The sequence below is a fragment of the Pseudomonas putida genome, from assembly GCF_004357765.1.
Classification (GTDB): Bacteria; Pseudomonadota; Gammaproteobacteria; order Pseudomonadales; family Pseudomonadaceae; genus Aquipseudomonas; species Aquipseudomonas putida_U.
On sequence record NZ_SMTE01000007.1, the window covers coordinates 189,227 to 215,408 of the forward strand.

The window sequence follows — 26,182 nt, forward strand, 5'->3', positions numbered from 1 at the left end:
CCTTGCATACCGCGCCACGCCTCCATTTCCGCCCCTGTCAGCGCTGTGAAGAACCCATTGGCAAGGGGAGGCGTCAAGTCATGGCTAAACTGATCGGTGTGGTTGGCAAGGTGATAGGTGAGGTGTTCGCAGTCGGCCGCGATGGCAGCCGTCGCCCCCTGATGGAAGGTGACCGGCTGTATGCCGGCGAGCAGGTCGAGACCGGTGCTGCCGGGGCCATTGCTGTCCACCTGGACAATGGCGCCGAGCTGACACTGGGTCGCGACAGCCGCCTGGAGATGAGCAGCGACCTATTGGCCAACCAGGCACCCCATGTACAAACGCCCGATCTGACGCCTACCGACGCGCAGCTCAGCGATGTCGAGCGAATCCAGCAGGCCATCGCGGCGGGCCAGGACCCCACTGAGGTCGCCGAGGCCACTGCCGCCGGCCCGACCGGCAACAGCGCTCCGGGTGCCCAGGGCGGTGGCCACAGCTTTGTGTTGCTGAGCGAGGTGGGCGGTCGCGTGGACCCGGAAGTGGGCTTCCCCACCGCCGGCTTCAATGGCCTCCCGGAGCTCGCCAGTCGCGAAATCGGTGGACTGGACCCCAGCAATGACGACGAGGTGCAACCACCCACCCCTCCTGAACCCGGCACCGATCATCCCGTGACCTTGCTAGGCTTGGACCTGAGTCCGAGCGAACTGACCCTCGACGAGGCCAACCTGCCGCAGGGTTCGGCCAGTAGCCCGGCGGCGCTCACCCAACAAGACAGTTTCACCGTGGTGGCCGAGGACGGGGTGTTCAATCTCAACGTGGGTGGCATCAACGTGGTCACTGCAGGCGTGGTGACCGGTGTCGGCCAGTCCATCACCACGGCACTGGGCAATACCCTGACCATCACCGGCTACAACCCGGCCACGGGCGTGGTGAGCTACAGCTATACCCTCAATGGTGCCGAGCAGCATGCCAACGGTGGCGGCGCCAATACGCTGGGTGAGCATTTCCCGGTGCTGGTCAGCGACCGCGATGGTGACGTTGCCCAAGGCTCGCTGGATGTGAACATCCGAGACGACGTGCCCAAAGCGCTGAACGACACCAATGCCGTGACCGCCACCGAGCAGCACACCGAGCTGACCGGCAACGTTCTGACCAACGATATCCAGGGCGCCGACCGCGTGGCGGGCGGGCCGGTGGTCGCCGGTACCTTCACCGGCACCTACGGCACCCTGGTGCTGGCAGCCGACGGTTCCTACACCTACACCCTCAACACCAGCGACCCTGAATTCAAGAATCTCGGTGGCGGCGGCAACGGTGTCGAGACCTTCACCTACACCATCAAGGACGCCGACGGCGACACCAGTAGCGCAACGCTGACCTTGAACGTGACCAACCTCGACGACCCGGTGACCCTCGACGGCCTGAACGTGCAGGGCGGCGAGCTGACCGTGTACGAACAGAACCTCGCCGACGGCAGCGCCCCGAACGAAGCGGCCCTGACCCAGCAGGGCACGTTCAAGGTCAGCGCCCCGGATGGGCTGCAGAGCCTGAGTGTCGGTGGCATCACGGTGGTCAGCAATGGCGTGGCGGCAGGTTTTCCGCAGTCGATCACCACGCCCGAGGGCAATACCCTGACGGTGACCGGCTACAACCCGAGCACCGGGGTGGTCAGCTACAGCTACACCTTGCTGGACAACGAAAGTCACCCCAACGGTGGCGGGGCCAACAGCATCAGCGAGCAGTTCACGGTCATCGCCAAGGATGCGGATGGCGACACCAGCACCGGCACGCTGGACGTCAATATCGTCGACGACCAGCCCAAAGCGCTGAACGACACCAATGCCGTGACCGCCACCGAGCAGCACACCGAGCTGACCGGCAACGTTCTGACCAACGATATCCAGGGCGCCGACCGCGTGGCGGGCGGGCCGGTGGTCGCCGGTACCTTCACCGGCACCTACGGCACCCTGGTGCTGGCAGCCGACGGTTCCTACACCTACACCCTCAACACCAGCGACCCTGACTTCAAGAATCTCGGTGGCGGCGGCAACGGTGTCGAGACCTTCACCTACACCATCAAGGACGCCGACGGCGACACCAGCAGCGCGACGCTGACCTTGAACGTGACCAACCTTGACGACCCGGTGACCCTCGACGGCTTGAACGTGCAGGGCGGCGAGCTGACCGTGTACGAACAGAACCTCGCCGACGGCAGCGCCCCGAACGAAGCGGCCCTGACCCAGCAAGGCACGTTCAAGGTCAGTGCTCCGGATGGGCTGCAGAGCCTGAGTGTCGGAGGCATCACGGTGGTCAGCAATGGCGTGGCGGCAGGTTTCCCGCAGTCGATCACCACGCCCGAAGGCAATACCCTGACGGTGACCGGCTACAACCCGAGCACCGGGGTGGTCAGCTACAGCTACACCTTGCTGGACAACGAAAGTCACCCCAACGGTGGCGGGGCCAACAGCATCAGCGAGCAGTTCACGGTCATCGCCAAGGATGCGGATGGCGACACCAGCACCGGCAGCCTGGACGTCACTATCGTCGATGATGTGCCTCAGGCCGCGCCGGACTCCGCCAGCGTGGTGGAGGGCGGTACGGTATCGGGCAATGTCTTGCTCAACGACAAGATGGGGGCGGACCAGGCAGGCTTGAGCAATGTCGTGGTCGGCGCGCGAGCCGGGTCGGACACCTCGACCTCGGCCATCGGTAACCTCAATACCCAGATCATCGGCCAGTACGGCACTTTGACCATCGATGCCGCGGGTAACGCGGTTTACCACGCCAACCCGGACAGCGTGGCGCCCGCAGGTGCGACGGATGTCTTCGTCTACACCATTCGTGACACGGATGGCGATGAAAGCACCACGACCATCACCATCAACGTCACGGATTGCTCGCTAACGGTAGCAGGGCCAAGTGGCGTGACGGTGTACGAAAAAGCACTGGACATGCTCCAGGACGGCAATGACCTGGCCCCCGGCCAGGTGAATGGCAGTCAACCGAACGCCACCGGTGAAACGGCCTCTGGCAATCTGGCCGGAGGTGTCAGCGGGGGTGTCGGTGGATTGACCTTCACCTTGGTCGGCAATGCCGAAGGCCAGTATGGCCAGATCAAGCTCAACCCGGATGGTTCCTACACCTACACGCTGACCTCGCCAGCCGATTCGCCTGTGCACCAGAACGATGGCGCGAACAGCGTGACGGAAACCTTCAGCTACGAGGTGAAGGACTCGCTCGGCAACAGCACTACCAGCACTATCGTGATCACCATCGTCGATGACGTGCCCAAGGCAGACAGCGATTTCGTCAATGTGTACGAAGGCGGTACGGTCAGCGGCAATGTGCTGGTCAATGATGTGATCGGCGCCGATGTGCGCGCCGACGGCGCCTATGTGGTGGGGGTGCGCGCTGGTAGCAATACCGCATCTTCCGCCATCGGCCAGTTGAACACCCAAGTGCAAGGCCAGTACGGCTACCTGACCCTCGATGCCCAGGGCAATGCGGTCTATCACGCCAACCCGAACAGCGTGGCCCCGGCCGGGGCGACCGACACGTTCGTCTACACCATCCGTGATGCCGATGGGGATGAAAGCACCACCACCATCACCATCAAGGTACATGATTCGTCGATGGTCGCTTGCGACGACACCGAGGTGACGGTGTATGAGAAGGCTCTGGACCTGAACCAGGATGGCAATGACCTGGCACCTGGTACGGTGATCGGTAGCCAACCAGGTTCGACCGGCGAGACGGCTTCCGGCTCCTTGGTGGGATCTGTCAGCGGTGGTGTAGGAGCCTTGACCTACACCCTCGTCGACAATGCGCTCGGCAAGTATGGTCAGCTCCAGCTCAATTCCAATGGCACCTACACCTACACCCTGACGTCGCCCGCCGATTCGCCCGTGCATCAGAACGACGGCGCGAACAGCGTGACGGAATCCTTCACCTACGAGGTGAAGGACTCGCTCGGCAACAGCACCACCAGCACCATCGTGATCACCATCGTCGACGATGTGCCCAAGGCCTACAGCGACTTCGCCAATGTCTACGAAGGCGGTACGGTTAGCGACAACGTTTTGGTCAATGACGTGACCGGTGCCGACGTGCGCGGCGATGGCGCCTATGTAGTGGGGGTGCGTGCAGGCTCGAACACTTCCACCTCGGCGATCGGCCAACTGAACACCCAAGTGCAAGGCCAGTACGGCTACCTGACTCTGGATGCCCAAGGCAACGCGGTGTACCACGCCAACCCGAACAGTGTGGCGCCGGCTGGTGCCACCGACACATTCGTGTACACCATCCGTGATGCCGATGGCGATGAAAGCACCACGACCATCACCCTGAAGGTGCACGACATCTCGCTGTCGGTATGTGATAACACGGGCGTGACGGTGTACGAGAAAGCCCTCGATTTGAATCAGGATGGCCAGGACCTGGCACCCGGCACCGTGGTGGGTAGTCAGCCGGGTTCGACCGGCGAGACGGCTTCCGGAGCTCTGGCCGGTTCGGTCAATGGTGGTATAGGCGCGCTGACCTTCACCTTGATCGACGACGCGGTGGGGAAATACGGCCAGCTCCAGCTGAATTCCAATGGCACGTACACCTACACGCTGACGTCGCCCGCCGACTCGCCTGTGCATCAGAACGACGGCGCGAACAGTGTGACGGAAACCTTCACCTACGAGGTGAAGGACTCCCTCGGCAACAGCACCACCAGCACTATCGTGATCAGCATCGTCGACGATGTGCCCAAGGCGGACAGCGACTTGGTCAATGTGTACGAAGGCGGTACGGTCGGCGGCAACGTGCTGGTCAATGATGTGATCGGTGCCGATGTGCGCGCCGATGGCGCCTACGTGGTGGGGGTGCGCGCCGGTAGCAATACCGCGTCCTCCGCCATTGGCCAGCTCGATACCAACGTCCAGGGCCAGTACGGTTACCTGACCCTCGATGCTCAAGGTAACGCGGTGTACCACGCCAACCCGAACAGTGTCGCGCCGGCGGGGGCTACCGACACCTTCGTTTACACCATCCGCGATGCTGATGGGGATGAGAGCACCACCACGATCGCCATCAAGGTGCACGACGTCTCGATGTCGGTGTGCGACGATGCCGGCGTCAAGGTGTACGAAAAGGCGCTGGACCTGAACCAGGATGGCAAGGATCTGGCGCCTGGCACCGTTATCGGTAGCGATCCGTCCTCGACTGCTGAGACCGCCTCCGGAAGCCTGGCCGGCTCTGTCAACGGTGGCATCGGCCCGATTACCTACACCTTGCTCGGAAATGCCACAGGGCAGTATGGCCAGATTCAGATCAACCCTGATGGCTCCTACACCTACACGCTGACCGCTCCGGCCAATACGCCGGGGGCCAATTCGGCATCGGACCAATTCCTCTACAAAGCGACCGACTCGTTAGGTAACAGCATCACTGGCAAGATCACCGTCAACGTCGTGGATGATGTGCCCAGCGTTGCATGTGCCGAGCGTTCGGTCACGCCAAGCCAGATCGACTCCAATATCCTGCTGGTGATCGATGTATCCAGCAGCATGGCCCAGAGCTCGGGCGTCTCGGGTCTGAGCCGCCTGGAGCTGACCAAGCAAGCGATCAGTGCACTGCTCGACAAGTACGACGACATGGGTGACATCAAAGTGCAGATCGTCACCTTCGGCACGGGTGCCAAGGTGTTGGCCGACCAGTGGGTAAGCATCGATCAAGCCAAGGCACTGGTCGCCAATCTAAAGGCAGGCGGCTCTACCTACTACGATGACGCCGTCGACTCCGCGCAGATCGCCTTCGACAAGACTGGCAAGCTGGTCGGGGCGCAAAACGTCAGCTATTTCTTCTCGGACGGTGCGCCGACTTCAGGTCATGCCATCGACGCCAGCCGCGAGGGCAACTGGGAGTCCTTCCTCGACAGTAACGGGGTCAAGTCCTACGCCATCGGTATGGGAGATGGCGCCAACGCCAGCAAGCTCGACCCATTGGCCTACGATGGCGACAGCCATACCGACACCAACTCGGTGGTGGTCACCGATCTCAATCAACTGGGTTCGGTACTGTCGGGGACCGTGCAAGGCTTCCCGATCACTGGCAGCCTGATGAGCGGCGGCGGCTTTGGTGCCGACGGTGGATTCATCAAGGCCCTGTTGGTGGATGGCGTCACCTATACCTTCGACCCCAAAGCCGCCAACGGCCAAGGTGGTTACACAGTCGCCGGCGGGGTGGACAAGGCCGCTTTCGACGCGCAGACCCACTCGCTCAGCATCAAGACGGCCCTGGGTGGCACGCTGGTGGTGGACATGGACACCGGTGATTACACCTACACCTCGGCCAAGGGCAGTGGCGGCAATGCCGTGGAACGCTTCGGCTTCACCGCCAGCGACAACGACGGCGACACCAGCAGCGCGATCCTGACGGTGCGGGTCAACGGCAACAGCGCTCCGGTAGCGGGTGCCGACCACATCATCACCAACATCACCGGGGCGACCATCACGGTGCCAGCCGAGGCGCTGCTGCACAATGACAGCGATGCCGATAACGATCGGCTGAGCGCGTCGCCGAACACCTTCGCCACTGGGTTCGCCGACAAGGGGGCAGGCTTCGGCACGGGACCGATCAAGACCCTTTCCTTCAACGACCATGGCAACAAGACCGAGAACCAGTTCAAGGCGCTGGACCGCAGTGCATTCGCGCTCAATGCCAGCAACATGACCGCGGCCCTGGTCGTGCTTGGCTACCTGGGCTCGGTGAGTGGTAGCAGCGGGACGAATGATGAAGACGTGATCACGGTGCAACTGCGCAAGGGCGAATCCTTGCAACTCGACCACGATCGCCCCGCCGGCAACATCACTTTGGAGTGGAGGGATGAAAACGGCAGCTACCAGACGATCGCCAGTGGCCAAAGCTTTACTGCCAGCCATGACGGCACGTACAGCATCCATGTGATCAACGAGATCAACCCTGGCGGCAGCAGCAAATCAGGCTCCGAGGACTACAAGCTGAGCTTGCTGGTCAACTACGCCCAGGCCGAGAACGAGGTGCACCACGATACCTACACGCTCAGCGATGGTCACGGTAGCAGCGCCACGGGTGCGATGGACATCACGTACCAAGCGGGCACGACCCTTACCGGCACCGACAATGACGATGTGCTGCTCGCCGGCAGTGGCGATGACACGCTCCATGGCGGCAATGGGCACGATGTGCTGGCCGGCGGCGAGGGCAACGACAAGCTCTACGGCGGCGCTGGCGACGATCTGTTGATCGGCGGCCCTGGCAACGATCTGCTCGACGGTGGCCCTGGCAACGACACCGCCAGCTACGCCTCGGCCACTTCGGCGGTTACCGTCAACCTGGGTGTGGGAGCGCAACAGAACACGGTAGGCGCTGGGCTCGATACATTGTCCGGCATCGAGAACCTGATCGGCTCGGACTACAACGACACGTTGATCGGAAACGGGGCTGACAATCAGCTTACCGGTGGTCTGGGTAACGACATGCTGACCGGGGGAGGGGGCAACGATACATTCATCTGGCACAAGGGCGATACCGGGCACGACACCATCACCGACTTCAGCCTGGGCAACGACCACCTTGACCTGTCGCAACTGTTGCAGGGCGAGAATGCCACATCGGCATCGCTGGATGACTACCTGCACTTCAAGGTCAGCGGCACCGGTACCCAGGCGGTCTCGACCATCGAGGTCAGCAGCGTGGCGGGCGCGAATGCGACGCAGACGATCGATCTGGCGGGTGTCGACCTTGCTCAGCATTATGGGGTGACGGCGGGGGCAGGAGGGGTGATATCGGCGGGGCAGGATACGGCGACGATCATTACGGGGATGCTTAATGATCATTCGTTGAAGGTGGATACGGTGTGACGTTCCAGTCTGACTGGCTTTTGGGGGGAGGCGAAGTGTCATTCCAATAGCCAGTCAGCGTCCTCTCATTTGGCGACTGGGTTGCCATTGAAGGTGGAATCAACTACCCGATTTCACGACGTTTGCGCCGTATAGTGTCCAGGCATTGAAGGGTACGACATTTATGATTTTTCTGCCGAATTAGGTGCGGTACGGGATTCGATTTCCATCTCGGTTGGCCATTGGACTTTCGGGGCGAACCGAGTCATTACGTTGTAGTGCTCGTGGAAGTCAGAGTTGTGAGGCGGTCGGAACTCAAGCAGTACGTCATTGCGGTGTTCCATAAAAAGTTGAATGGCCGTCCAGCGCTCTTTCCCTTCTTCAAGACCATGGCAGAAATACAATCGATCGATTATTTGCCCTGAGCCGGGCTCGCGGACTGCAATCATAATGCGTTCGATCAGTCCCCCGTAGCCCATTGGTGCATACACGCTGTAAGCTTCCGCAGTCAGGTCCTCCCAGTTGTAAACTATAGGTTTTACTCCCCATAGCGTGCTGTTGAACATGTTGATGAGGTTGAATCTGTATTGGTAAAAATAAACTTTTCGTCGTGCCCGATTGAAACGTATGGGTTCGTTTTTGGGCATTTCGATGTCCATTCTAACGAAGGGGAACAAGGAAAGGAATAAAAGTAGAACAACTGCTATGCCGCCTAGTGTGGATTGCAGGCTAAAGTCCCATCCGAGTTCCAGGCTTTGCAGTAGTATTGGAAGGAGGCCTAGTAATAATAACAGCAAGCATACTGTAGCCCCTAGTGTTGCTATTCCTCTGATTTTAATTGAGGTTCTAGGCACTTCTATGTATATGCGATTGTGGTTTGGGGTTGTGATTTGGTAGGAATTCCTTAAGGTGTCGTTCTGTTCGGCAAGAGAGGGTAGGTTGTATTTCCAGCCAAATTCCCGTTCTGGTAGTATGTTTGCTTCAGTCATTGGTTTTGCTCGACTAGAACTATTTCTGCGTACGCATTCGGAGAGCTTTTCTCTGGCCAGTAAGTAAGGGATAAAGTGGCTGCTATTATGTTGTGTTGGCTGAGGGTAGGGATTAGCTCAATTGTCCCTGTTATTTCTAGGTGGTTGGTGTCTGAGTCGCTGTGTGATGAGACGTTGTGTCTTTTCTCTATTTTAATGCTGTCTTTCAGGTAGTCCGGGTTGTCCGGTTTGTTCGGTTTGTTCGGGGAGGAGAAATCTTTTGGTAATATTTGCGTTTTTCTGGTCGCGAGCGATAGGCTTTGGGTTTCTTCTGCAATGTACTCGCCACTATGGAATCTTGGGAATTCGCCATCATCGGCTCGATGGAAAGATAGTTTCCAGTCGTAACTAGATTGCATTGGGTTGTAATTGGGTATGCTTATTCTAAAGTTTAGGCTTTGTTTGATTGTGAAATTTATCAGCCCCCCGATTCTCGAGTTTGACGGGGTGTTTGTTTTAGTGCTTTGGAATTTTGCTTGGGCTCTAATTCCAAGTGTTGCGGCGTTAAGCTCGGCGAAGGCGATGTCTGCCTCTAGGTGATTGTCCCAGTGTATCCTCGGGGTTTCGTTAGCTTTTCCGAAGTGGCAGCGTCTAGCCCAGGATTCAAGTGCAGACGACCGTTCTTCTACGGCTTTTGTTTTTAATGAGAATGCCACGAGACTAAGAATAATCGCAATCCCCGCAGGACCCAGTACCAATGGGTGAAAGACTGCAAGCACGGATACAGCCGTCCCGGCGACATAGAGTAAGCTGCTTGCGAGGAATGCGGCGGCGGCAAATCGGTCTCCCGAAAGGAAGCTCCGTTTGGAGGCCAGTCCTGTTTGCGCGATGTCAAATATTCCCAGCGCTGCAGTTGCGATTGCACCCGTTCGGGCAACACCCATGCCTGCTTTTTCGAGTTTTAGAAGCTTGCCATTATTACTGTGACCTGGCATTGAGGTCGCAGTGGCTGCGTTTGTGCCTGCTTTCAGTGCTAACCCAACGAGCTCTGTCCCACCCGCTATAATGCCGAGGGCCGAGCCATATAATGCAGCCGAGACCTCGCCAGAGTTTCGTCCTATCTGAGACTCAGCCTCTTTTATGTTTTTTTGCAGGCTGCTGTTCAATAAGTACAGCCCGCCCAGACTGAGTAGCAGCTCCCAGCTTGTTGCCATGCCTTTCAATCCAGCGAAACTAGTACGTACCAAATGCGAAGCTTGCTGAGTATTAACCCGTATCCCATTGAGTATCTTTGCTGCACTTGCTTCCAGCGTCCCCGCCGCCACCGAAATATTCACCAAACCTAGCTGGGCTGCGTTACCAAGCTGGTTGATATTCAAATGGACCTCCCTCAGTAATTGCTCACGCAATACATGAGCCTTACCCTCTACCCAGACGCTGACATTGATCACCGTATTGGCAATCTTCGGGTCAAGCACCGCGAGGCTCAGTAGCCCGGTCTGGATGATTGGCCTGACCTTGCGCATCCCGCCTTGGGCACCGGCCATCATTTCATCGAGGCTCGGCATCACCCGATCCCGTGCCTTGGCCATCGCTTCATTGGCCTTTTGCTGCACCTCCCGCACATGAGCGCACTGCAAGGCGTAGTACTCGCCTAGTTTCATCGGCACGCGCAGTTCGATCAGGTGCACCCCGTTATAGAGCAACTGACTGGCTGTGTTCAGGCGCAGCACTGCGTGCTGAATACCAGGGGTCAGTTGGGCTTGCAGGCGTTGGGTGGCAGCATTCAGTGCACCCTGGGTTTCGCTGACGGCTTGTTTTAGGGGGTTGCGCAGATGCGGCCCAAGGTCCTCGCTGGCAATGAGCTTAGTCAGCGTCGCATAGAGCTTGTCGCTGTCATTCCACTGCACCGGCTCGTTGTGAGAGAAGCTGGGAAGCAGTGCGGCGAGCAATGCCTGGTCGCGTAAGAAAACGGCGCGATAGGCCGGACTGTTCGGGTCGCGTAACCACTTCAGCCAAAGCGCCTCGGTGCTTCCAGGGACAGGGGGGCCAGGCTCAGGGTCAGGGCGCAGGGCTTCGGTGATGCCGCCTGCCAGACACGCAGCCATGGTTTTGCTATACGCCACGCCTGAATCGCGGTCACGGCCATCGTAGTCGTACTGCTCGATGATCTCGAACGCCGCGCTTTCACAGAGCGCGGCGTAGTTTTTCGCATGGTGATCGATATGCCATTGGAAACGTGCCTCCTGGTTGTCGTACTCCAACTGGAAGGCGGCGCGCCGGGGCTCGTCGTAACGCTCCTCGAGCCTTGCATCGCTCTCTTGCTGGCGCATTTCGACGATGCGCTGGCGTTCGGTTTCTGGATCGACGAAAACCGGGGGGCCGTCACCCGTGAGAGGGGCGGCGACAGGCGGGACCTTCTGCTCCGCCCATTCACGATGGGTCGCGCGGATGATCTGGAGGATCTGCGAGGTTTGCAGTTGGTAGGCGCGCTGCGGATCCTCACGCCAGGCCTGGCGTTTGACGATCCAGCTTAGACGTTGATGGTTGTACTCCTGAATCAGGCCGACCGTGTCGTGCAGGATCACGGCAGGAACACCTCGCGTAAGTTCGTGCTTCGCCATGGCGTTACCCACGAAACCACGCAGTGCGGTTTTACGCAGCAAGCGGCTGTGGAATCCATGAGCGCTGTCGAAAGGGCCGGCCAGCTGCTGGTTGTATTCGAACACCTGATCATCGACCTGCAGTTGGTCGGGCGTCATAGCCAGGCCGATGTCGCCGGGATTATCCCTGGCCTGGGCCAGGTCCAACACCTGAAAGCGGTCGGATGACGCCTTTGCAGTGCTGTAGTCAATGAGCACGCTGACCGGCCAGGGGTCGCTGGAGAATGCAATCCAAGCGGTGCTGTATCGATCGGTATCGACGTTGAAGAACGCTGAAGGAATGTCGTGGTCCGCGTTGACGCATTTGTTCGGTAACGGAGGCGGTGTACTGAACCTGGGCTCATAGGGGTCGAAGCGGCGAAGGTGCCCCTGCTCGGTGACTTCGTAGGCATGCCATATGCTTTCGTCGAGCAACACGTAGAGATAGCCACTGCGCAGTGTGCGCAGTCCTACCATGGTTCCCGGCACGGGTGGGGCGTCATCTGCGATCCAGGCAGGTCGAGTATCGGGTACGAGTGCTTGCCTGAGGGGCAGGATGGGTAGGCCATGGCGTTCACAGGCCTTGCATTGGTCGGGGAGCGCGGCTTCGGCGACTGCGGTGGCGATGATCTTGCTGATGCTCATCGGCGGTTCCAGGGCTTCCAGCGTGTGGATTGGTATTCAGGCACGATCAAGCTGAGCCTGAACACTAGCGATGAACCCGCCCTCAGGGGAGCTTTGGGCATCCGAAAGAGCTGTAGGAAAATTCGATTTGTTCTTTTGCGAGCCTCGGCGGGATCCGACTGCAGGCATCAACCCCCCATACCTCAACATGGCGCAGAGGACTTCGACTTGGAAGAGAGCGACGACGATGACGCTAAGGCCTCACCCCGGCCTACGCAGTGTCTTCTGCCTGAGGATATACACACTCACCAGCACCGCACTGGTCAGCATGAACGCTCGGGCCCAGAACAGCGGCACCAGATAGCATGAAAGGCCGATGCTCGCCCACATCAGTCCGATGGCGTAGACCTTGCCTTTGAGGGGGATGCCTTCACCGCTCAGGTAATCGCGGATCCATGGACCCAGTTGGGGGTGATTGACCAGCCAATGGTGAAAGCACGGCGAGCTGCGTGCGAAGCAGGCAGCCGCCAGGAGCAGAAACGGGGTGGTGGGCAACACCGGCAGGAAGATACCCACGACCCCCAACGCAACGCTGAGCCAGCCGATGGCCAGCAGCAGGTAGCGCATCGCGGCTCAGTGATGACGTGGCTTGAGCAGCGCCGGCTTTTCGTCAGGTGCGTGCAGCAGCAGGAACAAGGCAGACAACGCCTCGGGGATCTGCACGATCATGTCGTCCTGCAGGTTGGCGTTGCTGGCGATGTCGGCAAATTCAGGCTGCTCGTCGAACAGGCCCGAGCCGACCATGATCGGCAGCAGCATCTCGCTGACTTCTTCCTCGGCGTCTTCGAACCAGGCTTCCTCGCGCAGGAAAACACCTTCCATGAAGCCGATGCACCAGCCGCGCAGGTCGGAATCGTCCGGCTCGTCGGTCAGGTCCAGGTCGCAGGGCAGGTCGAATTCCTCGTCGCTGGCCAGTTGGCGGGCGATGTGCGCCTTGAGCGCGACCAGGGTCGCCTCGATCTCGGTACGCTGGGCGTCGCTGGCGTAGTGCGGCTCCTCGGCGAACAGCGCGTCGATCCACTCACGCTCGGGAACCTCGACGGCAGAGATCGACAAGGCAGTCAGGTAGCCATGGGCGGCGACGTAGTCCAGCGCTTCTTCGTGCAGCTCATCGGCATCGAGGAAGGCTTGCAGGCGGGTCAGTTGCTCGGCGAAGGACATTACAGGGCTACCTTGGGGAATAAACGATAGTGAATTCTAGCACCTTGCAGCGACGGCGGGGCAAAGGGAACGTCTGTCAGTGCCGCGCACTGCGCGCCCCCTCTCTGCGGTATACTCCGCGGCTTTTCATCCAGGGGCGGATTTTGCCGCCTGTTGGCAAAAGCTGCTTACGCATTCGACGTGTGCGGGGCGGGTTTTTCGTCCAGCCTGTTGGTCCAGGATGGTACGGCGATATTGGAGTTGCACATGCTCGAACAGGCTCAGCGGGTTCTCAAGGATATCTTCGGCTACGACAGTTTCCGTGGGCGCCAGGCTGCAATCATCGAATGCGTGGCCAATGGCGGCGACGCCCTGGTGCTGATGCCTACCGGTGGCGGCAAGTCGCTGTGCTTCCAGGTGCCGGGTCTGCTGCGTCAGGGCCTGACTGTCGTGGTGTCGCCACTGATCGCGCTGATGGACGATCAGGTCGCCACCCTCGATGAACTGGGCGTGGCCGCTGCGGCCCTGAATTCCACGCTGAGCGCCGAGCAACAGCGCGACCTGGCCGGGCGCCTGCGTCGTGGTGAGGTGAAGATGCTCTACCTGGCGCCGGAGCGCCTGGTGCAGCCGCGTATGCTGGAGTTCCTGCGCGGCCTGGACATCGCCCTGTTCGCCATCGACGAAGCCCACTGTGTGTCGCAATGGGGTCACGACTTCCGTCCCGAATACCTGCAATTGGGCCAGTTGGCCGAGTTGTTCCCCCATGTGCCGCGCATCGCCCTGACTGCCACCGCCGACATGCGGACCCGCGAGGAAATCGTCCAGCGCCTGCACCTGCAGGGCGCTGAGCGCTTCCTGTCGAGCTTCGACCGGCCCAACATCTTCTATCGCATCGTGCCTAAGGAGGCGCCACGCAAGCAGTTGATGGCGTTTCTCGGCGAACGGCGGGGCAACGCCGGCATCGTCTATTGCCTGTCGCGCAAGAAGGTCGACGAAACCGCTGCGTTCCTCTGCGACCAGGGCTTCCCGGCTTTACCGTACCACGCAGGCCTGCCGGCCGAGACCCGTTCAGCCAATCAGCACCGCTTCCTCAACGAGGAGGGGTTGATCATGGTCGCCACCATCGCCTTCGGCATGGGCATCGACAAGCCCAATGTGCGCTTCGTTGCCCACCTCGACCTGCCCAAGTCGCTCGAGGCCTATTACCAGGAAACCGGCCGTGCCGGTCGTGACGGTTTGCCATCCGATGCCTGGATGGCCTACGGCCTGCAGGATATGGTGATGCTCAAGCAGATGCTGCAGAACTCCGAGGGTGATGAGCGGCATAAGCGGGTGGAGCAGCACAAGCTCGATGCGATGCTGGCCCTGTGCGAAGAAACCCGCTGCCGCCGTCAAGCGCTGTTGGCTTACTTCGATGAGGTGCTCGAACAGCCCTGTGGGCATTGCGACAACTGCGTGGATCAGGTGCAGACCTGGGATGCCACCGAACCTGCGCGTCAGGCCTTGTCGGCGGTGTTCCGCACCGGTCAGCGTTATGGCGTGGGGCACCTGGTCGATGTCCTGCTGGGCAAGGACACCGAAAAGGTGCGCAACTTCGGCCACGAGAAACTCTCGGTGTTCGGTGTGGGCAAGGCCATGGCCGAGGCCGAGTGGCGCTCGTTGTTCCGCCAATTGGTGGCCCGTGGCCTGGTCGACATCGACCTGGAGGGCTACGGTGGCCTGCGTCTGTCCGACAGCTGCCGACCACTGTTGCGGGGCGAGGTGACCTTGCAACTGCGGCGCGACCTCAAGCCGCAAACCGTGGCCAAGACATCCTCCAGCGGTGGCAGCCCGGCGAGCCAACTGGTTCGGGCCGAAGAGCGCGAACTGTGGGAGGCCTTGCGCACCTTGCGGCGCAAGCTGGCCGAGGAGCACAGCGTGCCGCCCTACGTCATCTTCCCCGACTCGACCCTGCTCGAAATGTTGCGCAGCCAGCCCACCAGCCTCAGCGATATGGCCCAGGTCAGCGGCGTCGGCGCACGCAAGCTCGAGCGCTATGGTCAGGCCTTCCTCGAAGTGCTCAATGGCGCCGGCGGCACCGAAGAGGCGCCCAAGGTGGTGCTCGACCTGCGCCACGAATTGGTCAGCCTGGCCCGTGCAGGCATGACCCCGGCGCAGATTGCCGGGCAGTTGAACTGCAGCGAGAAGAACGTCTACAGCCTCCTGGCCGAAGCCATCGGCCGTCAGGAACTGAGCCTGGAGCAGGCTCTGGACCTGCCGGAAGACTTGATGATGGAGGTGCAGGACGCCTTCCTCGATGGCGAAGGCGAGCTGCCGGCGGTGACCACCATCGCTCCGCTGTTCGGTGCTCGGGTCCCAGAGGGCGTGCTCTATTGCGTACGGGCGGCACTGGCGGCGGAGTTCGAGCTCTGATCGAGGGGCATATCGGTCAAGTGCTGACCTTTGTCATGCTTTTTGACGATTTTCAGCGTTCAGCAAAGCGGCTAACCTTGCCTGTCCGGTGCGGTCATGGTTAGCTGCCTAATAATTAGTTCTAGTCGATGAGTGTTCTATGCCCCTGAACGACAACCAACACCGCTTCGGTATGCAACTGGCCCAGATGTCCCGAGGCTGGCGTGCTGAACTGGATCGCCGCCTGGCCGGGCTCAACCTGTCCCAGGCGCGCTGGCTGGTGTTGTTGCACCTGTCGCGGTTCGAAGAGCCGCCGACCCAGCGTGAACTGGCCCAGAGTGTGGGCGTCGAGGGCCCGACCCTCGCGCGCCTGCTCGACAGCCTGGAAAACCAGGGCCTGGTCAGGCGCCTGGCCGTGATGGAAGACCGTCGTGCGAAGAAGATTGCCCTGTGTCCGCCAGCCCGGCCTATGATCGAGCAGATCGAGACCATCGCCAATGCGCTGCGTCTGGAGCTGTTCACGGGCATCGAACCGGCCGACCTGGAAGTGTGCATGCGCGTGCATGCCAAGATCCTGGCCAACCTCGACAAGGCTTGAGGGGCTACCGCTGCAGCTTGCAGCTCAGAAGGTATGCCCCAAGTTCAAGTACACCGCCTGTTCGTGGGCACTGTTGGCGCCGTAGCTCAGGTTCAGTGGCCCCAGCGGTGTCTCCATGCCCAGGAAGATGCTCGCCGCATTGATATAGCCGCTGTCAAAGGCGTTGTCGTTGTTCCAGGCCCGGCCGCGCTCGAGCGAGCCACCTATGTACAACGGGAAGTCCAGCGGCACATAAGCCCTTGGCGTCAGGCGTCGGTAGTAGACCAGGCGCAGCAGGCTGATGTTCTGTCCCGATACCGAGTCCTGGCGGAAGCCTGAAAGTTCGCGGGCACCGCCGATCACGAAGCTCGAGGTGACCACCTCGGTATCGTCCAGGGTGCGCCCGTAGCGCCCGCCGAGCACGAACGTGTTCGGCCCACTGCTGATCGCCTTGTCCAGGTTGAACAACCATTGGCGGTAGTCCTCGTCGGAGTCCAGCGACTTGTCGTACTTGCGCAAGGTCAGCCCGATGTCCTCGCCGCTGTGCGGGAAGTACACGTTGTCCATGGTATCGAACGAGTATTTGAGCTCGTAGAAGCCCTCGTTGAAGCTGACTTTCGGCAAGTCCTGATCGCCGATGCGCACGTCGGCCTCGCCCCAGGCCTTGCCCGCGCCCAGGCGCACTTCGCCATAGGTGCCGATCTGGCGACCGAGGTTCAGACCGAAACCGTAGCGCTCCAGGCGGTATTCGGCGATCGGGTCGTTGTCCAGGGTGGCTTCGATGTTTTGCGAGCCGAAGTCCAGGTAAGGCGCGATGAAATAGCGTGAGCCCACGTCCAGCGGCTGGTAGAACTCGCTGTAGAGCTCCTGCTGGTCGCCGATCTGCGCGCGGGTCAGCCACTCGGCGCCCAGCTCGTTGATGCCGTTGACGCGGTAGCTGGCGCCGAGGTTGAAGGCGCTATCGCCACGCAGATCGTCAGACAGGTTCAGGCCCAGGCGTAGGTAATCGGTGCCGCCGCGCTTGCCCCGTGCGGTGATCACCAGGGTGTTGTCGTCGCCTTTGTGCACGACCCGGTAATGAACCCTGTCGAAATAGTCCAGGCCGTAAAGCGTGCCCATGTCGGTCTGCAGCCGATCCAGTTCCAGAGGTTGGCCAACGGGTTGGCGGATGTAGTAGCGAATCACGTCGTCGCTGACCTTGGAGTCGTTCTCCACCTTGATTGTGGTGATCACCGGCGTACGTTGGCCGGCGGAACGAGCGGCCACCAGGCTGGCGTCGCCCTCAGGCCGGCGCAGCGCCGCAAGGCGCGGGGCCAGTAGCTCGGTGGCACGGTAGCCGGCGTCGATCATGTCGCGGGCACGGCCGAAATCGGTGACGCCGAACGCCGCCAGTGGCGGCTGGATGAGTATGTCGTCGCGATGCAGGCTGGCCAGTTGCTCTTCGGAGTTGCGCCGGGTCATCAGGGTGATCGACTGGTTGAGCACGTCCACCACCGTCGCCAGCTGTTTGCGGTCACGCAGGGGCGAGCCGATGTCGACCACGATCGCCACGTCCACACCCATGTCCCGCGCCACGTCCAGCGGGATGTTGTCGACCATGCCGCCATCGACCAGCAACCGGCCATCGACCTCGACCGGGGCGAATACCGCTGGGATCGACATGCTGGCGCGGATCACCTGGGCCAGGTGCCCACGCTTGAACACCACTTTGTCTCCGCTGGCGATATCGGTGGCCACCGCGCGAAAGGGAATGGGCAGTTTGTCGAAGTCGCGGATATCGGCGGTATGCGCCAGCTTGCTTTCCAGTAGCAGGGCCAGGTTCTGACCCTGGATTACTCCCAGCGGCAGGCCAAGGCTGCCGTCATCACGGAAGCTGAGCTTTTGCTTTACCAGGAAGTCGCGGTCGTCCTGCTTGCGTCGGAAGGGTACATCCTTGCGCGGCGGGGCGTCCGACAGCGCTTGCTGCCAGTCCAATGTGGTAGCCAGTTTTTCCAGTTCCTCGACGCTGTAACCGGAGGCATACAGGCCGCCGACCACCGCGCCCATGCTGGTACCTGCGATGGCATCGATGTGTACCCCCTGTTGTTCAAGCGCTTTGAGCACGCCGATGTGGGCGAGCCCTCGGGCGGCGCCGCCGGAAAGCACCAGGCCGACTTTCGGCCGGACCGGCTCGGCGGCGACAACCGTGCAGGTGGTCAGCGTCAACAACAGGCAGAACAGCAAACGGCGCATCGTGAGTCTCAAACCGGGAGGTAAAGACCGCTAGTATAAGCAACCACTCACCCGGAGACCCGCGACCATGGCCGATGCCAAGCCGGAAATTGTCATTACCTATTGCACCCAGTGCCAGTGGCTGCTGCGCGCTGCCTGGTTGGCCCAGGAGCTGCTCAGCACCTTCAGCGACGACCTTGGTCGAGTCGCCCTCGAACCCGGCACCGGGGGTATATTCAGGATTACCTGCAACGGCGTGCAGATCTGGGAGCGCAAGGCCGATGGTGGCTTCCCAGAAGCCAAGCAGCTCAAGCAGCGGGTGCGCGACCAGATCGACCCGCAGCGCGACCTGGGCCACAACGATCGCTGATCAGGCACCCTGCGCTGCTTCGTGCGGGCGTGGCGGTTGTTCGGCGGCCAGGCGGCTGGAGAGGACGATGGCGAAAATAATCAGCGCACCCCCGGCCAGCATGCGTAGGGTGGGCGTCTCGTTGAACACCAGCCAGGCGACGGCGATGCCATAGACCGGTTCCATGCCGAATACCACGGCGGCTGTGCGGGCCTTGATCACGGCCAGGCTGGCCACGAACAGGCTGTGCGCCACGCCGGTACAGAAGACGCCCAGCAGGGCGATCCACAGCCAGTCAATGGAGGTGATCTCGGTCAGGCCCGGCGCAGCGAAAGGCAGCAGGCACAGGCCCACCACCAGGTTCTGCCACAAGGCGGCCTGCACGGCAGGCAAACGACCGGAACCGGCGCGGTTGGTCAGCGACAACAGCGAGAACAGCAGGCCTGACAGCAGGGCCCAGAGCAAACCGCCAGTGGCTTCGCTGGCCAGGTCGAACTGCGGCGTGACCAGTACCAGACCAATACTCACCAGCAGTACCAAGAACGCCTCGTTGCGGCGGATGCGCTCACGGAACAGCAGCCCTTCGAGGATGACCGTGAAGGCGGGGAAGCTGGCGAAACCCAGAGTGGCGATGGCCACGCCAGCGACCTTGACCGCGATGAAGAAACTCACCCAATGTCCGGCCAGCAGCATCCCGCCAAGTAAAAGGCGGCGCAGGTCCTGACGGTTCAGACGACGCCAGCCTGGGCCTGCGAGGCTGGCGAACAGGCCCAAGGCGAGCACGGCGAAAGCCGCGCGGCCGAAGACGATCTGCGTGGGGTTGGCACTGGCGGCCAGTTTGCCGAAGACGCCGGTCAGGCCGAAGAACAGCGCGCCGACATGCAGGGCGCCGAGGGCAGTGCGGTGGTTCATGGTGGTCCTTGTGGCTGCAAGTCTTGCCGGCGCAGTTTAACCTGCCTTCCCCGGCGGACCACCTCTGTCGCGCAGCTACAGGCTGATGCGCCCCAGCAAGATGTCGCGAAACATGACGAAATCGCCGATCAGGCTGTAGAACGGGTGGGTGAACGTGGCCGGGCGGTTTTTCTCGAAGAAGAAATGTCCGACCCAGGCGAAGCCATAGCCGAAGACCGGCACTGCCAGCAACAACAGCCACTTGCCGCTGCCGATGGTGTAGGCCAGCAGGGCGATCACCAGGCTGGTACCGACGAAGTGCAGGCGTCGGCACGTGGGATTGCTGTGTTCGCCGAGGTAGTAGGGGTAGAACTCGGCAAAACTGCGAAACTGCGCTGAGCTGTTCATGGCATCGCTCCAGTATTAACGCTTTTTGACAGGATACACGGCGTGGAGCCTGATTCGAGTCTAGAGTCATTGGCGGAGCCGGCCAGTGACAATGGGCGCCAATTGAGTATCCTTGGGTTACCGCATGGAGCGGTCAGCGAAAGAAGCCTGTCATGAGCGAAAGAACCACGTCAGCCAGCTGGGCATCAGGGATCGTCAAGGCACTCGAGCTCGAAGGGCTCGACTGCCCGGCCATGTTCAAGCAGCTCGGGCTGGATTTTGCCGCCCTCGACGATCCCGATGCGCGCTTTCCCCAGGATGACATGACCCGCCTCTGGCAATTGGCGGTAGAGCTGTCGGGCAACGACGCCATAGGCCTGAACATGGCGCGAGTGGTACGTCCAGCCTCGTTCCATGTGGTGGGTTACGCGCTGATGTCCAGTCGTACGCTGGCCGAGGGCTTCGAGCGCCTGGTGCGTTACCAGCGCATCATTGCCGAAAGCTCTGATCTGAGTTTCCTGCTGGGCCCTGAGGGCTACTCGCTGATACTGACCGTGCATGGCGATCACCTCCCGCCTACCCGTCACAGTGCCGAGGCATCGCTGGCCTGTGCGCTGGCCTTGTGCACCTGGCTCAGTGGGCGGCCTATCCAGCCGGTGCGGGTGATGGTGCAGGGGCCGCAGCCGAAGAATGTCGAACCCTACAAGGTTGCGTTCCACTGTCCGCTGGTGTTCGGTGCGCCGCGCGATGCGCTGGTGTTCGAGCGTGCCGACATGGAGGCGCCGCTGCCCACCGCCAATGAGGCGATGGCGATCCTTCACGACCGTTTTGCCGGTGAATACCTCGCACGCTTCTCGGAAAGCCGCGTGACCCATCGGGTGCGCCAGGTGCTATGCCGCATCCTGCCCCAGGGCGAGCCCAAGCGCGAAACGTTGGCCCAGGCCCTGCACCTGTCGCAACGCACCCTGCAGCGCCGACTGCAGGAAGAGGGCACCAGCTTTCAGGCTCTGCTGGACGATACGCGACGCGAACTGGCGGAGCAGTATCTCGCCCAGCCGGGCATGACCCTGCTGGAAACCGCATACCTGTTGGGGTTCGCCGACCCCAGTAATTTCTACCGGGCGTTCCGTCGTTGGTTCGATGTCACGCCCAGTGAGTATCGGGCGCGGCTGGGAGCGGACGCCCCCTCCGTCAATGACGCCAGAATGCAGGCATACACAACACCAGCACCGTGATGATCTCCAGGCGGCCAAGCAGCATGCCGCCGGCGAGAATCCACTTGGCGGCATCCGGCAGGCTGGCGTAGTTGCCGGAGGGTCCGATCACCTCGCCCAAGCCTGGGCCCACACCCGACACTGTACCAGCGGCGCCGGTCAGCGCCGTCATCCAGTCCACGCCCAGCAGTGACAACAGCAAGGCCATTACGCAGATGGTGATGGCGAAGAAGAACGAGAAGGTCAGGATCGAGCGCACGATCTCTTCGTCGAGACGGTGACCGTTGTACTTCTGCTTGATCACCGCACGCGGATGGATCAGTTGATTGAGGTTGGCCTTGAGCAGAATATAGGCCACCTGGAAGCGGAAGATCTTGATGCCGCCGGCGGTCGATCCGGAGCAGCCACCGACGAAACCCAGGTAGAAGAACAACATCAGCGAGAAATTGCCCCACAGGCTGTAGTCGCCCAGGGCGAAGCCAGTGGTGGTCACGATCGAGGTTACGTTCAGCGCGACGTGGCGCAGCGCATCGAGCCAGTGCAGGTTGGTGGTGTACCAATACCAGGTGCCCAGCACCAGCCAGGTCACCACCAGCATGCCCAGCAGACCCTGAACTTGCTGGTCGCGGATCAGCGCCTTGCGGTTGCCCCGCAGGGTCGCCACGTACAAGGTGAACGGCAGGCTGCCAAGGATCATCACCACCACCGCGACCCAGTGCACCGCCGGGATGTCCCACTTGGCCAAGGATTGGTCGGAGGTCGAGAAACCGCCGGTGGAGATCGCTGACATCGCATGGTTGATGGCATCGAACGGGTTCATGCCTGCCCACCAGAAGCCCAGCGCGCCCAGCACCGAGAACCCGACATACACCCCGACGATCGACTTGGCCACCATGTGCGAGCGCGGCATGACCTTTTCCGAACGGTCCGAAGACTCGGTCTGGAACAGGCGCATGCCACCGATGCGCAGCAGGGGCAAGATCGCCACGGCCATGGCGATGAAGCCGATACCGCCGAGCCAATGCAGCATCGAACGCCACATGAGAATGCCCGGGGACATGCGGTCAAGCCCACTGAGCACCGTGGCCCCTGTGGCGGTGATGCCGGACATGCTCTCGAAGAACGCGTCGGTGTAGCTGATGTGCTGGGTGAGCAGGAAGGGCAGGGCGGCGAAAATGCAGACCACCACCCAACTGCTGACCGTGAGCAGGTACATGTCGCGAGGGCGCAGGTGCACGTGTTCGGGACGGCCCTGGATGACCATGGCCAGGCCGGCGACGAAGGTGATCAGGCTGGACCAAAGGAACGAGTGCATGTCGGCGGTACGGTCGAAGACCACCAGCGTCGCCATGGGTACGGCCATGCTCACGGCCAGGGTGATGAGGAAGATGCCGATGATGAAACCAATGATCCTTAAGGTCGGCAACGCCATGTGATCTGCTCTGACTCGAAACGGAAGGGCGCCATTCTACCTATGGGTCGGTTAGCTGCAAGCCACGAGCAGCAAGCTACAAGAAAAAGCGCTATGTGTAGCTCTGCTCCTGCTCCTGCTCCTACCTGCAGCTTGCAGCTTGCAGCTTGCAGCTTGAGAATGGCCGCACATTTACCTGCCAGGAGGGTAGCCGATGGAGGCTCTCGACGCATTGCTCAACCGTGTTTCCGTGCCACGCCTGACCGATCCCGCCCCCAACGCTGCCCAGCGTGAGGCGCTGTTCCAGGCCGCCTTGCGTGCACCGGACCATGGCCAACTGCGCCCATGGCGCTTTCTGACCATCGAAGGCCAGGCTCGGGAAAAACTCGGCGAGCTGTTCGCCGAGGCGTTGCAGGCCAAGGGCGATGCCAGTCAGGCAGCGCTGGACAAAGCGCGCGCCATGCCGCTGCGCGCACCCTTGCTGATCGTGGTGATCGCCAAGCTGCAAGACCACTTCAAGGTGCCCAAGAGCGAGCAGCGCCTGGCGGCAGGCTGCGCAGCCCATGGGATCCTGATCGCGGCGCATGCCCAGGGCATCGGCGCGGTGTGGCGCACCGGCGACATGGCCTTCGATGCCCATGTGCACAAGGGGCTGGGGATGGCCGAGAATGAGGAGTTGGTTGGCTATCTGTACGTCGGCACGCCACTGACCGAGCCGCGTACGGCGCCGGTGCTGGAGACGGCTGAATTCGTCAGCGCCTGGGGCGAGTAGCGCAGAGTCCCCTTCGCGGGCAAGCCCGCTCCCACAGGAAGGTGCGGTCCCTGTAGGAGCGGGCTTGCCCGGGAATAGGCCGGTAGTCCCGGCCGATTCTCAACTGCCGGTCGCCACCACCAACGGCAGCACCAGGCGGCCCACGAACCCTCCTTGCGGATGATTCTCCAGCACCAGGCTGCCACCATGGCGCTCCGCGGCCTTGCGCGCGATCGCCAAGCCCAGCCCATGTCCCGCCGCTTCCTGCCCCGGCGCACGGAAGAACGGCTCTCCCAATTGCTCCAGATGCTCCGGCGCTGCGCCCGGTCCATGGTCGCGCACGCTGATGACGATGCGCTCCTGATCGCGCCTGGCGTGGATTTCGATCGGTTGCCCCTGGGGGTTGAAGCGCAAGGCGTTGCGCACCAGGTTGTCGACGGCCCGTTCGATCAGGGTTGGCCAGCCTTGCAGGGTCAGCCCAGGCTGGGCTTCCAGCCGGACCTCTTGCTCGGGCGCGCTGAGCTGGGCGTCCTTGCGCACGCTGCCGAGCAAGGCGTTGAGGTCGACAGGCTCGGCGTGGGACTGCTCGGCGTCGACCCGGGCCAAGGCGAGAATCTCGCTGATCAGGTCTTCCAGGCGATCGCATTCGCGGGTCAGGCGTGGCCAGAGAGCCTGACGCTGCTCGGGTTCGGCGCGCTCGGCCAAGGCCAGGGCGATGCGCAGGCGGGCCAAGGGCGAGCGCAGTTCGTGGGAAACGTCGCGCAACAGTTGGCGCTGACTGCCGATCAAACTCTGCAAGCGTGCGCCCATCTTGTTGAAGTCGTTGGCCAATACGCCGAATTCGTCCCGCCGCCCGGCCAGTTGCGCCAGGCTGTTCTGTTGGTAGCTGGTCTGGCCCAGGTCATGCACGGCACCACGCAGGCGGCTCAGCGGGCGGGTGATCGACAGCGTCACCAGCAGGCTGAACAACGTCAGCACCACCAAGGCAATGCCCAAGGCGCTCAAAGGCCAGAGCAGGCTCTCGCGATGCCAGGCATCCAGCTCGGGGTGGGGAATGCGGTAGATCAGCAGATAGGTCTCGCCGCTGGTGGGGCTGGTGTATTCCTCTGTCAGGCGGCGCCAGGGCAGGTGACGCTCGTCATTGTGCTGGCGCGCCTCGAACGCTGCTGCGCGACGTGGGAAGGTGCCTGGCACTACGGCCTGGCCACTGTCGTCGAGTACCTGAACGTCGATCTTGTAGCGCTGCTTGCGCCGTTCGAGAAACTGCTGGGCCGAGGCCAAGCCCTCCTGCTCGTAATGCTGGGTCCAGCGAGCGGCCAGGGTGTTGATGCCTGGGTGGCGGCTGAGGATCCAGGCGTCCTGGTTGAGCATGTGGCCCAACAGGATGGACAGGCCGGCGACCAGGGCAATGGCCAGCCAGAAGCTGGCCAGAATGCGCCAGAACAGAGAACGCAAGAGCACCTCCTGTGAACGTGAAAAGCCCGGCTCGCTTGGCGCGGGCCGGGCATGGATGGGGACAGCTTACTGGGCCTTGCCGCCTTTTTCAGCTTTCCAGGCCTGGAACTCCTTCCACTCCGCCTGGCGAGCGGCGCGTTCCTTTTGCAGTTCGTCGAACTTCTTCTGCTGGTCAGGCTTGAGCAGGGCACGTACCTGGCTGTCGGTTTTCTCGCGGCTGGCCTTGATTTCGTCCTTCATGGCCTTCTGGTCGGCGGCCGGCAGCTTGTCCAGGTAGCGCTTGGTGATGTCGCGCTGGGCCTTCATCTGTTCACCCATCAGCTTGCCGACCTGCTGGCGCTGGTCGCGGGTCAGGTCCAGCTGGGCGAAAGGCGCGTCACCGCGGTGATGCGGGCCGTCGTGGCGTGGGCCACCATCAGGCATGGCCATGGCAACGGTTGGCAGGGCGGCGGCGAACATCAGGGCGATAAGGGTCTTGCGCATGGTGTCTCTCCTTTCATGGGCCGGTGATTACCGGATGAGCCCAGTCTAGGGAGATCAAGGTCAAGCGCAGTCAGTTCAGGGTAAAGGGTTGGTAAAGGCCCGTACTCAAAGGCTGTAGTAATAACCGCGGCTGCGCAGCGCGACAATGCGCGGTCGGCCATCGGCATGTGGGCCGATCTTCTTGCGCAGGTTGCTCACGTGCATGTCGAGGCTGCGGTCGTAGAGGGTGAGCTTACGTCCCAAGGCGATCTGCGCCAGTTCCTGTTTGTCCAGCGGCTCGCCTGGCTGGCGTAGCAGCGCCTCGAGGATGCGGCTCTCGGACAGGGTCAGGCTCATCTCCCGCTCATCGATGCTGACCACCCCGCGGACCGGACTGAAGGCCAGGTCGCCGATCTCCAGTTGGGTGGTGGTGGCTGTGGGATGGCTGCGGCGCAACACGGCACGCAAGCGGGCGGTGAGCTCGCGAGGGTCGCAGGGTTTGGCCAGGTAATCGTCGGCACCCAGTTCCAGGCCGAGAATCCGGTCCAGCGGTTCGCCACGGGCAGAGAGCATCAGCACCGGCAGTTCGGCGTGTTCGCTGCGCAGTTGCTTGAGCAACTCCAGGCCACTACCGTCGGGCAGCATCACATCCAGCACCACCGCCGCCGGCGCCTGCTCGGCCAGCGCCTGACGCGCGCTCTGGCCATCGTGGCAGGCGCGGACGACAAAACCTTCCTGGCTCAGCCAGCTGCCGAGCAGCTCGCAGAGTTCCTGGTCATCATCAATTAGTAGCAACTCGCTCATG

At 61.7% G+C, this 26,182-nt stretch carries 17 protein-coding genes; 6 read left to right on the forward strand and 11 right to left on the reverse strand.

Going from position 1 to position 26,182, the window contains the following annotated elements; all coding sequences use genetic code 11:
- Positions 1-80 precede the first annotated feature (80 nt).
- A complete protein-coding gene (locus E2H86_RS12470; RefSeq protein ID WP_133328166.1) occupies positions 81-7,865 on the forward strand; it encodes a retention module-containing protein in 7,785 nt (2,594 codons plus the stop codon).
- A 161-nt stretch (positions 7,866-8,026) separates the two neighbouring features.
- Here the strand turns inward: E2H86_RS12470 and E2H86_RS26260 are convergent, their stop codons facing one another.
- The 4 genes from E2H86_RS26260 to E2H86_RS12490 all read right to left on the reverse strand — a co-directional run bounded on the left by E2H86_RS26260 (position 8,027) and on the right by E2H86_RS12490 (position 13,299).
- Positions 8,027-8,833 carry a DUF6708 domain-containing protein gene (locus E2H86_RS26260; RefSeq protein ID WP_243744051.1) on the reverse strand — a complete coding sequence of 269 codons (807 nt, stop codon included), beginning with the start codon at positions 8,831-8,833 and terminating at the stop codon, positions 8,027-8,029.
- On the reverse strand, positions 8,830-12,099 hold the full coding sequence (locus E2H86_RS25965; protein WP_165976060.1) for a T6SS effector BTH_I2691 family protein: 3,270 nt from the start codon (positions 12,097-12,099) through the stop codon (positions 8,830-8,832). Before E2H86_RS25965 ends, E2H86_RS26260 begins: the two co-directional genes overlap by 4 nt.
- 240 nt (positions 12,100-12,339) lie before the next feature.
- Positions 12,340-12,705: a YbaN family protein gene (locus E2H86_RS12485; protein WP_133328168.1), complete on the reverse strand. Its 366-nt coding sequence runs from the start codon at positions 12,703-12,705 to the stop codon at positions 12,340-12,342.
- Positions 12,706-12,711: 6 nt separating this feature from the next.
- On the reverse strand, positions 12,712-13,299 hold the full coding sequence (locus tag E2H86_RS12490) for a YecA/YgfB family protein (protein ID WP_133328170.1): 588 nt from the start codon (positions 13,297-13,299) through the stop codon (positions 12,712-12,714).
- A gap of 246 nt (positions 13,300-13,545) precedes the next feature.
- On the opposite strand from E2H86_RS12490, the gene recQ reads away from it, so the two are divergent.
- Both recQ and E2H86_RS12500 read left to right on the forward strand, forming a co-directional pair.
- Entirely contained in the window at positions 13,546-15,690 is a 2,145-nt protein-coding gene (gene recQ / locus E2H86_RS12495) for a DNA helicase RecQ (RefSeq protein ID WP_133328172.1), read from the forward strand.
- A gap of 139 nt (positions 15,691-15,829) precedes the next feature.
- Positions 15,830-16,267 carry a MarR family transcriptional regulator gene (locus E2H86_RS12500; RefSeq protein ID WP_133328174.1) on the forward strand — a complete coding sequence of 146 codons (438 nt, stop codon included), beginning with the start codon at positions 15,830-15,832 and terminating at the stop codon, positions 16,265-16,267.
- A 24-nt stretch (positions 16,268-16,291) separates the two neighbouring features.
- On the opposite strand, the gene E2H86_RS12505 is transcribed toward E2H86_RS12500, so the two are convergent.
- Positions 16,292-18,478 carry a patatin-like phospholipase family protein gene (locus E2H86_RS12505; RefSeq protein WP_133328176.1) on the reverse strand — a complete coding sequence of 729 codons (2,187 nt, stop codon included), beginning with the start codon at positions 18,476-18,478 and terminating at the stop codon, positions 16,292-16,294.
- A gap of 67 nt (positions 18,479-18,545) precedes the next feature.
- On the opposite strand from E2H86_RS12505, the gene E2H86_RS12510 reads away from it, so the two are divergent.
- Positions 18,546-18,827, forward strand: a complete 282-nt coding sequence (locus tag E2H86_RS12510) for a SelT/SelW/SelH family protein (protein WP_133328178.1) — start codon at positions 18,546-18,548, stop codon at positions 18,825-18,827.
- Here the strand turns inward: E2H86_RS12510 and E2H86_RS12515 are convergent, their stop codons facing one another.
- Both E2H86_RS12515 and E2H86_RS12520 read right to left on the reverse strand, forming a co-directional pair.
- Positions 18,828-19,718 carry a DMT family transporter gene (locus E2H86_RS12515; RefSeq protein WP_133328180.1) on the reverse strand — a complete coding sequence of 297 codons (891 nt, stop codon included), beginning with the start codon at positions 19,716-19,718 and terminating at the stop codon, positions 18,828-18,830. It abuts the gene before it with no gap.
- Between the two features lie 75 nt (positions 19,719-19,793).
- A complete protein-coding gene (locus tag E2H86_RS12520; protein ID WP_133328182.1) occupies positions 19,794-20,105 on the reverse strand; it encodes a DUF962 domain-containing protein in 312 nt (103 codons plus the stop codon).
- Positions 20,106-20,257: 152 nt separating this feature from the next.
- On the opposite strand from E2H86_RS12520, the gene E2H86_RS12525 reads away from it, so the two are divergent.
- Positions 20,258-21,319: an AraC family transcriptional regulator gene (locus E2H86_RS12525; RefSeq protein WP_133328184.1), complete on the forward strand. Its 1,062-nt coding sequence runs from the start codon at positions 20,258-20,260 to the stop codon at positions 21,317-21,319.
- Here the strand turns inward: E2H86_RS12525 and E2H86_RS12530 are convergent.
- Positions 21,276-22,730, reverse strand: coding sequence for a TrkH family potassium uptake protein (locus E2H86_RS12530; protein ID WP_133328186.1), 1,455 nt, complete (start codon positions 22,728-22,730; stop codon positions 21,276-21,278). The genes E2H86_RS12525 and E2H86_RS12530 overlap by 44 nt on opposite strands.
- Before the next feature lie 193 nt (positions 22,731-22,923).
- Here E2H86_RS12530 and E2H86_RS12535 point away from each other — a divergent pair, with 193 nt between their 5' ends.
- Positions 22,924-23,481, forward strand: a complete 558-nt coding sequence (locus tag E2H86_RS12535) for an NAD(P)H nitroreductase (protein ID WP_133328188.1) — start codon at positions 22,924-22,926, stop codon at positions 23,479-23,481.
- A gap of 99 nt (positions 23,482-23,580) precedes the next feature.
- Here E2H86_RS12535 and E2H86_RS12540 read toward each other — a convergent pair whose 3' ends face one another.
- From E2H86_RS12540 to E2H86_RS12550, 3 genes are all read right to left on the reverse strand, one after another.
- The gene (locus tag E2H86_RS12540) at positions 23,581-24,921 is read right to left on the reverse strand and encodes a sensor histidine kinase (RefSeq protein ID WP_133328190.1); all 1,341 of its coding nucleotides are present in this window, start codon (positions 24,919-24,921) and stop codon (positions 23,581-23,583) included.
- Between the two features lie 60 nt (positions 24,922-24,981).
- The gene (locus tag E2H86_RS12545) at positions 24,982-25,398 is read right to left on the reverse strand and encodes a Spy/CpxP family protein refolding chaperone (RefSeq protein ID WP_133328192.1); all 417 of its coding nucleotides are present in this window, start codon (positions 25,396-25,398) and stop codon (positions 24,982-24,984) included.
- A 105-nt stretch (positions 25,399-25,503) separates the two neighbouring features.
- On the reverse strand, positions 25,504-26,181 hold the full coding sequence (locus tag E2H86_RS12550; protein WP_133328194.1) for a response regulator transcription factor: 678 nt from the start codon (positions 26,179-26,181) through the stop codon (positions 25,504-25,506).
- Position 26,182 lies beyond the last annotated feature (1 nt).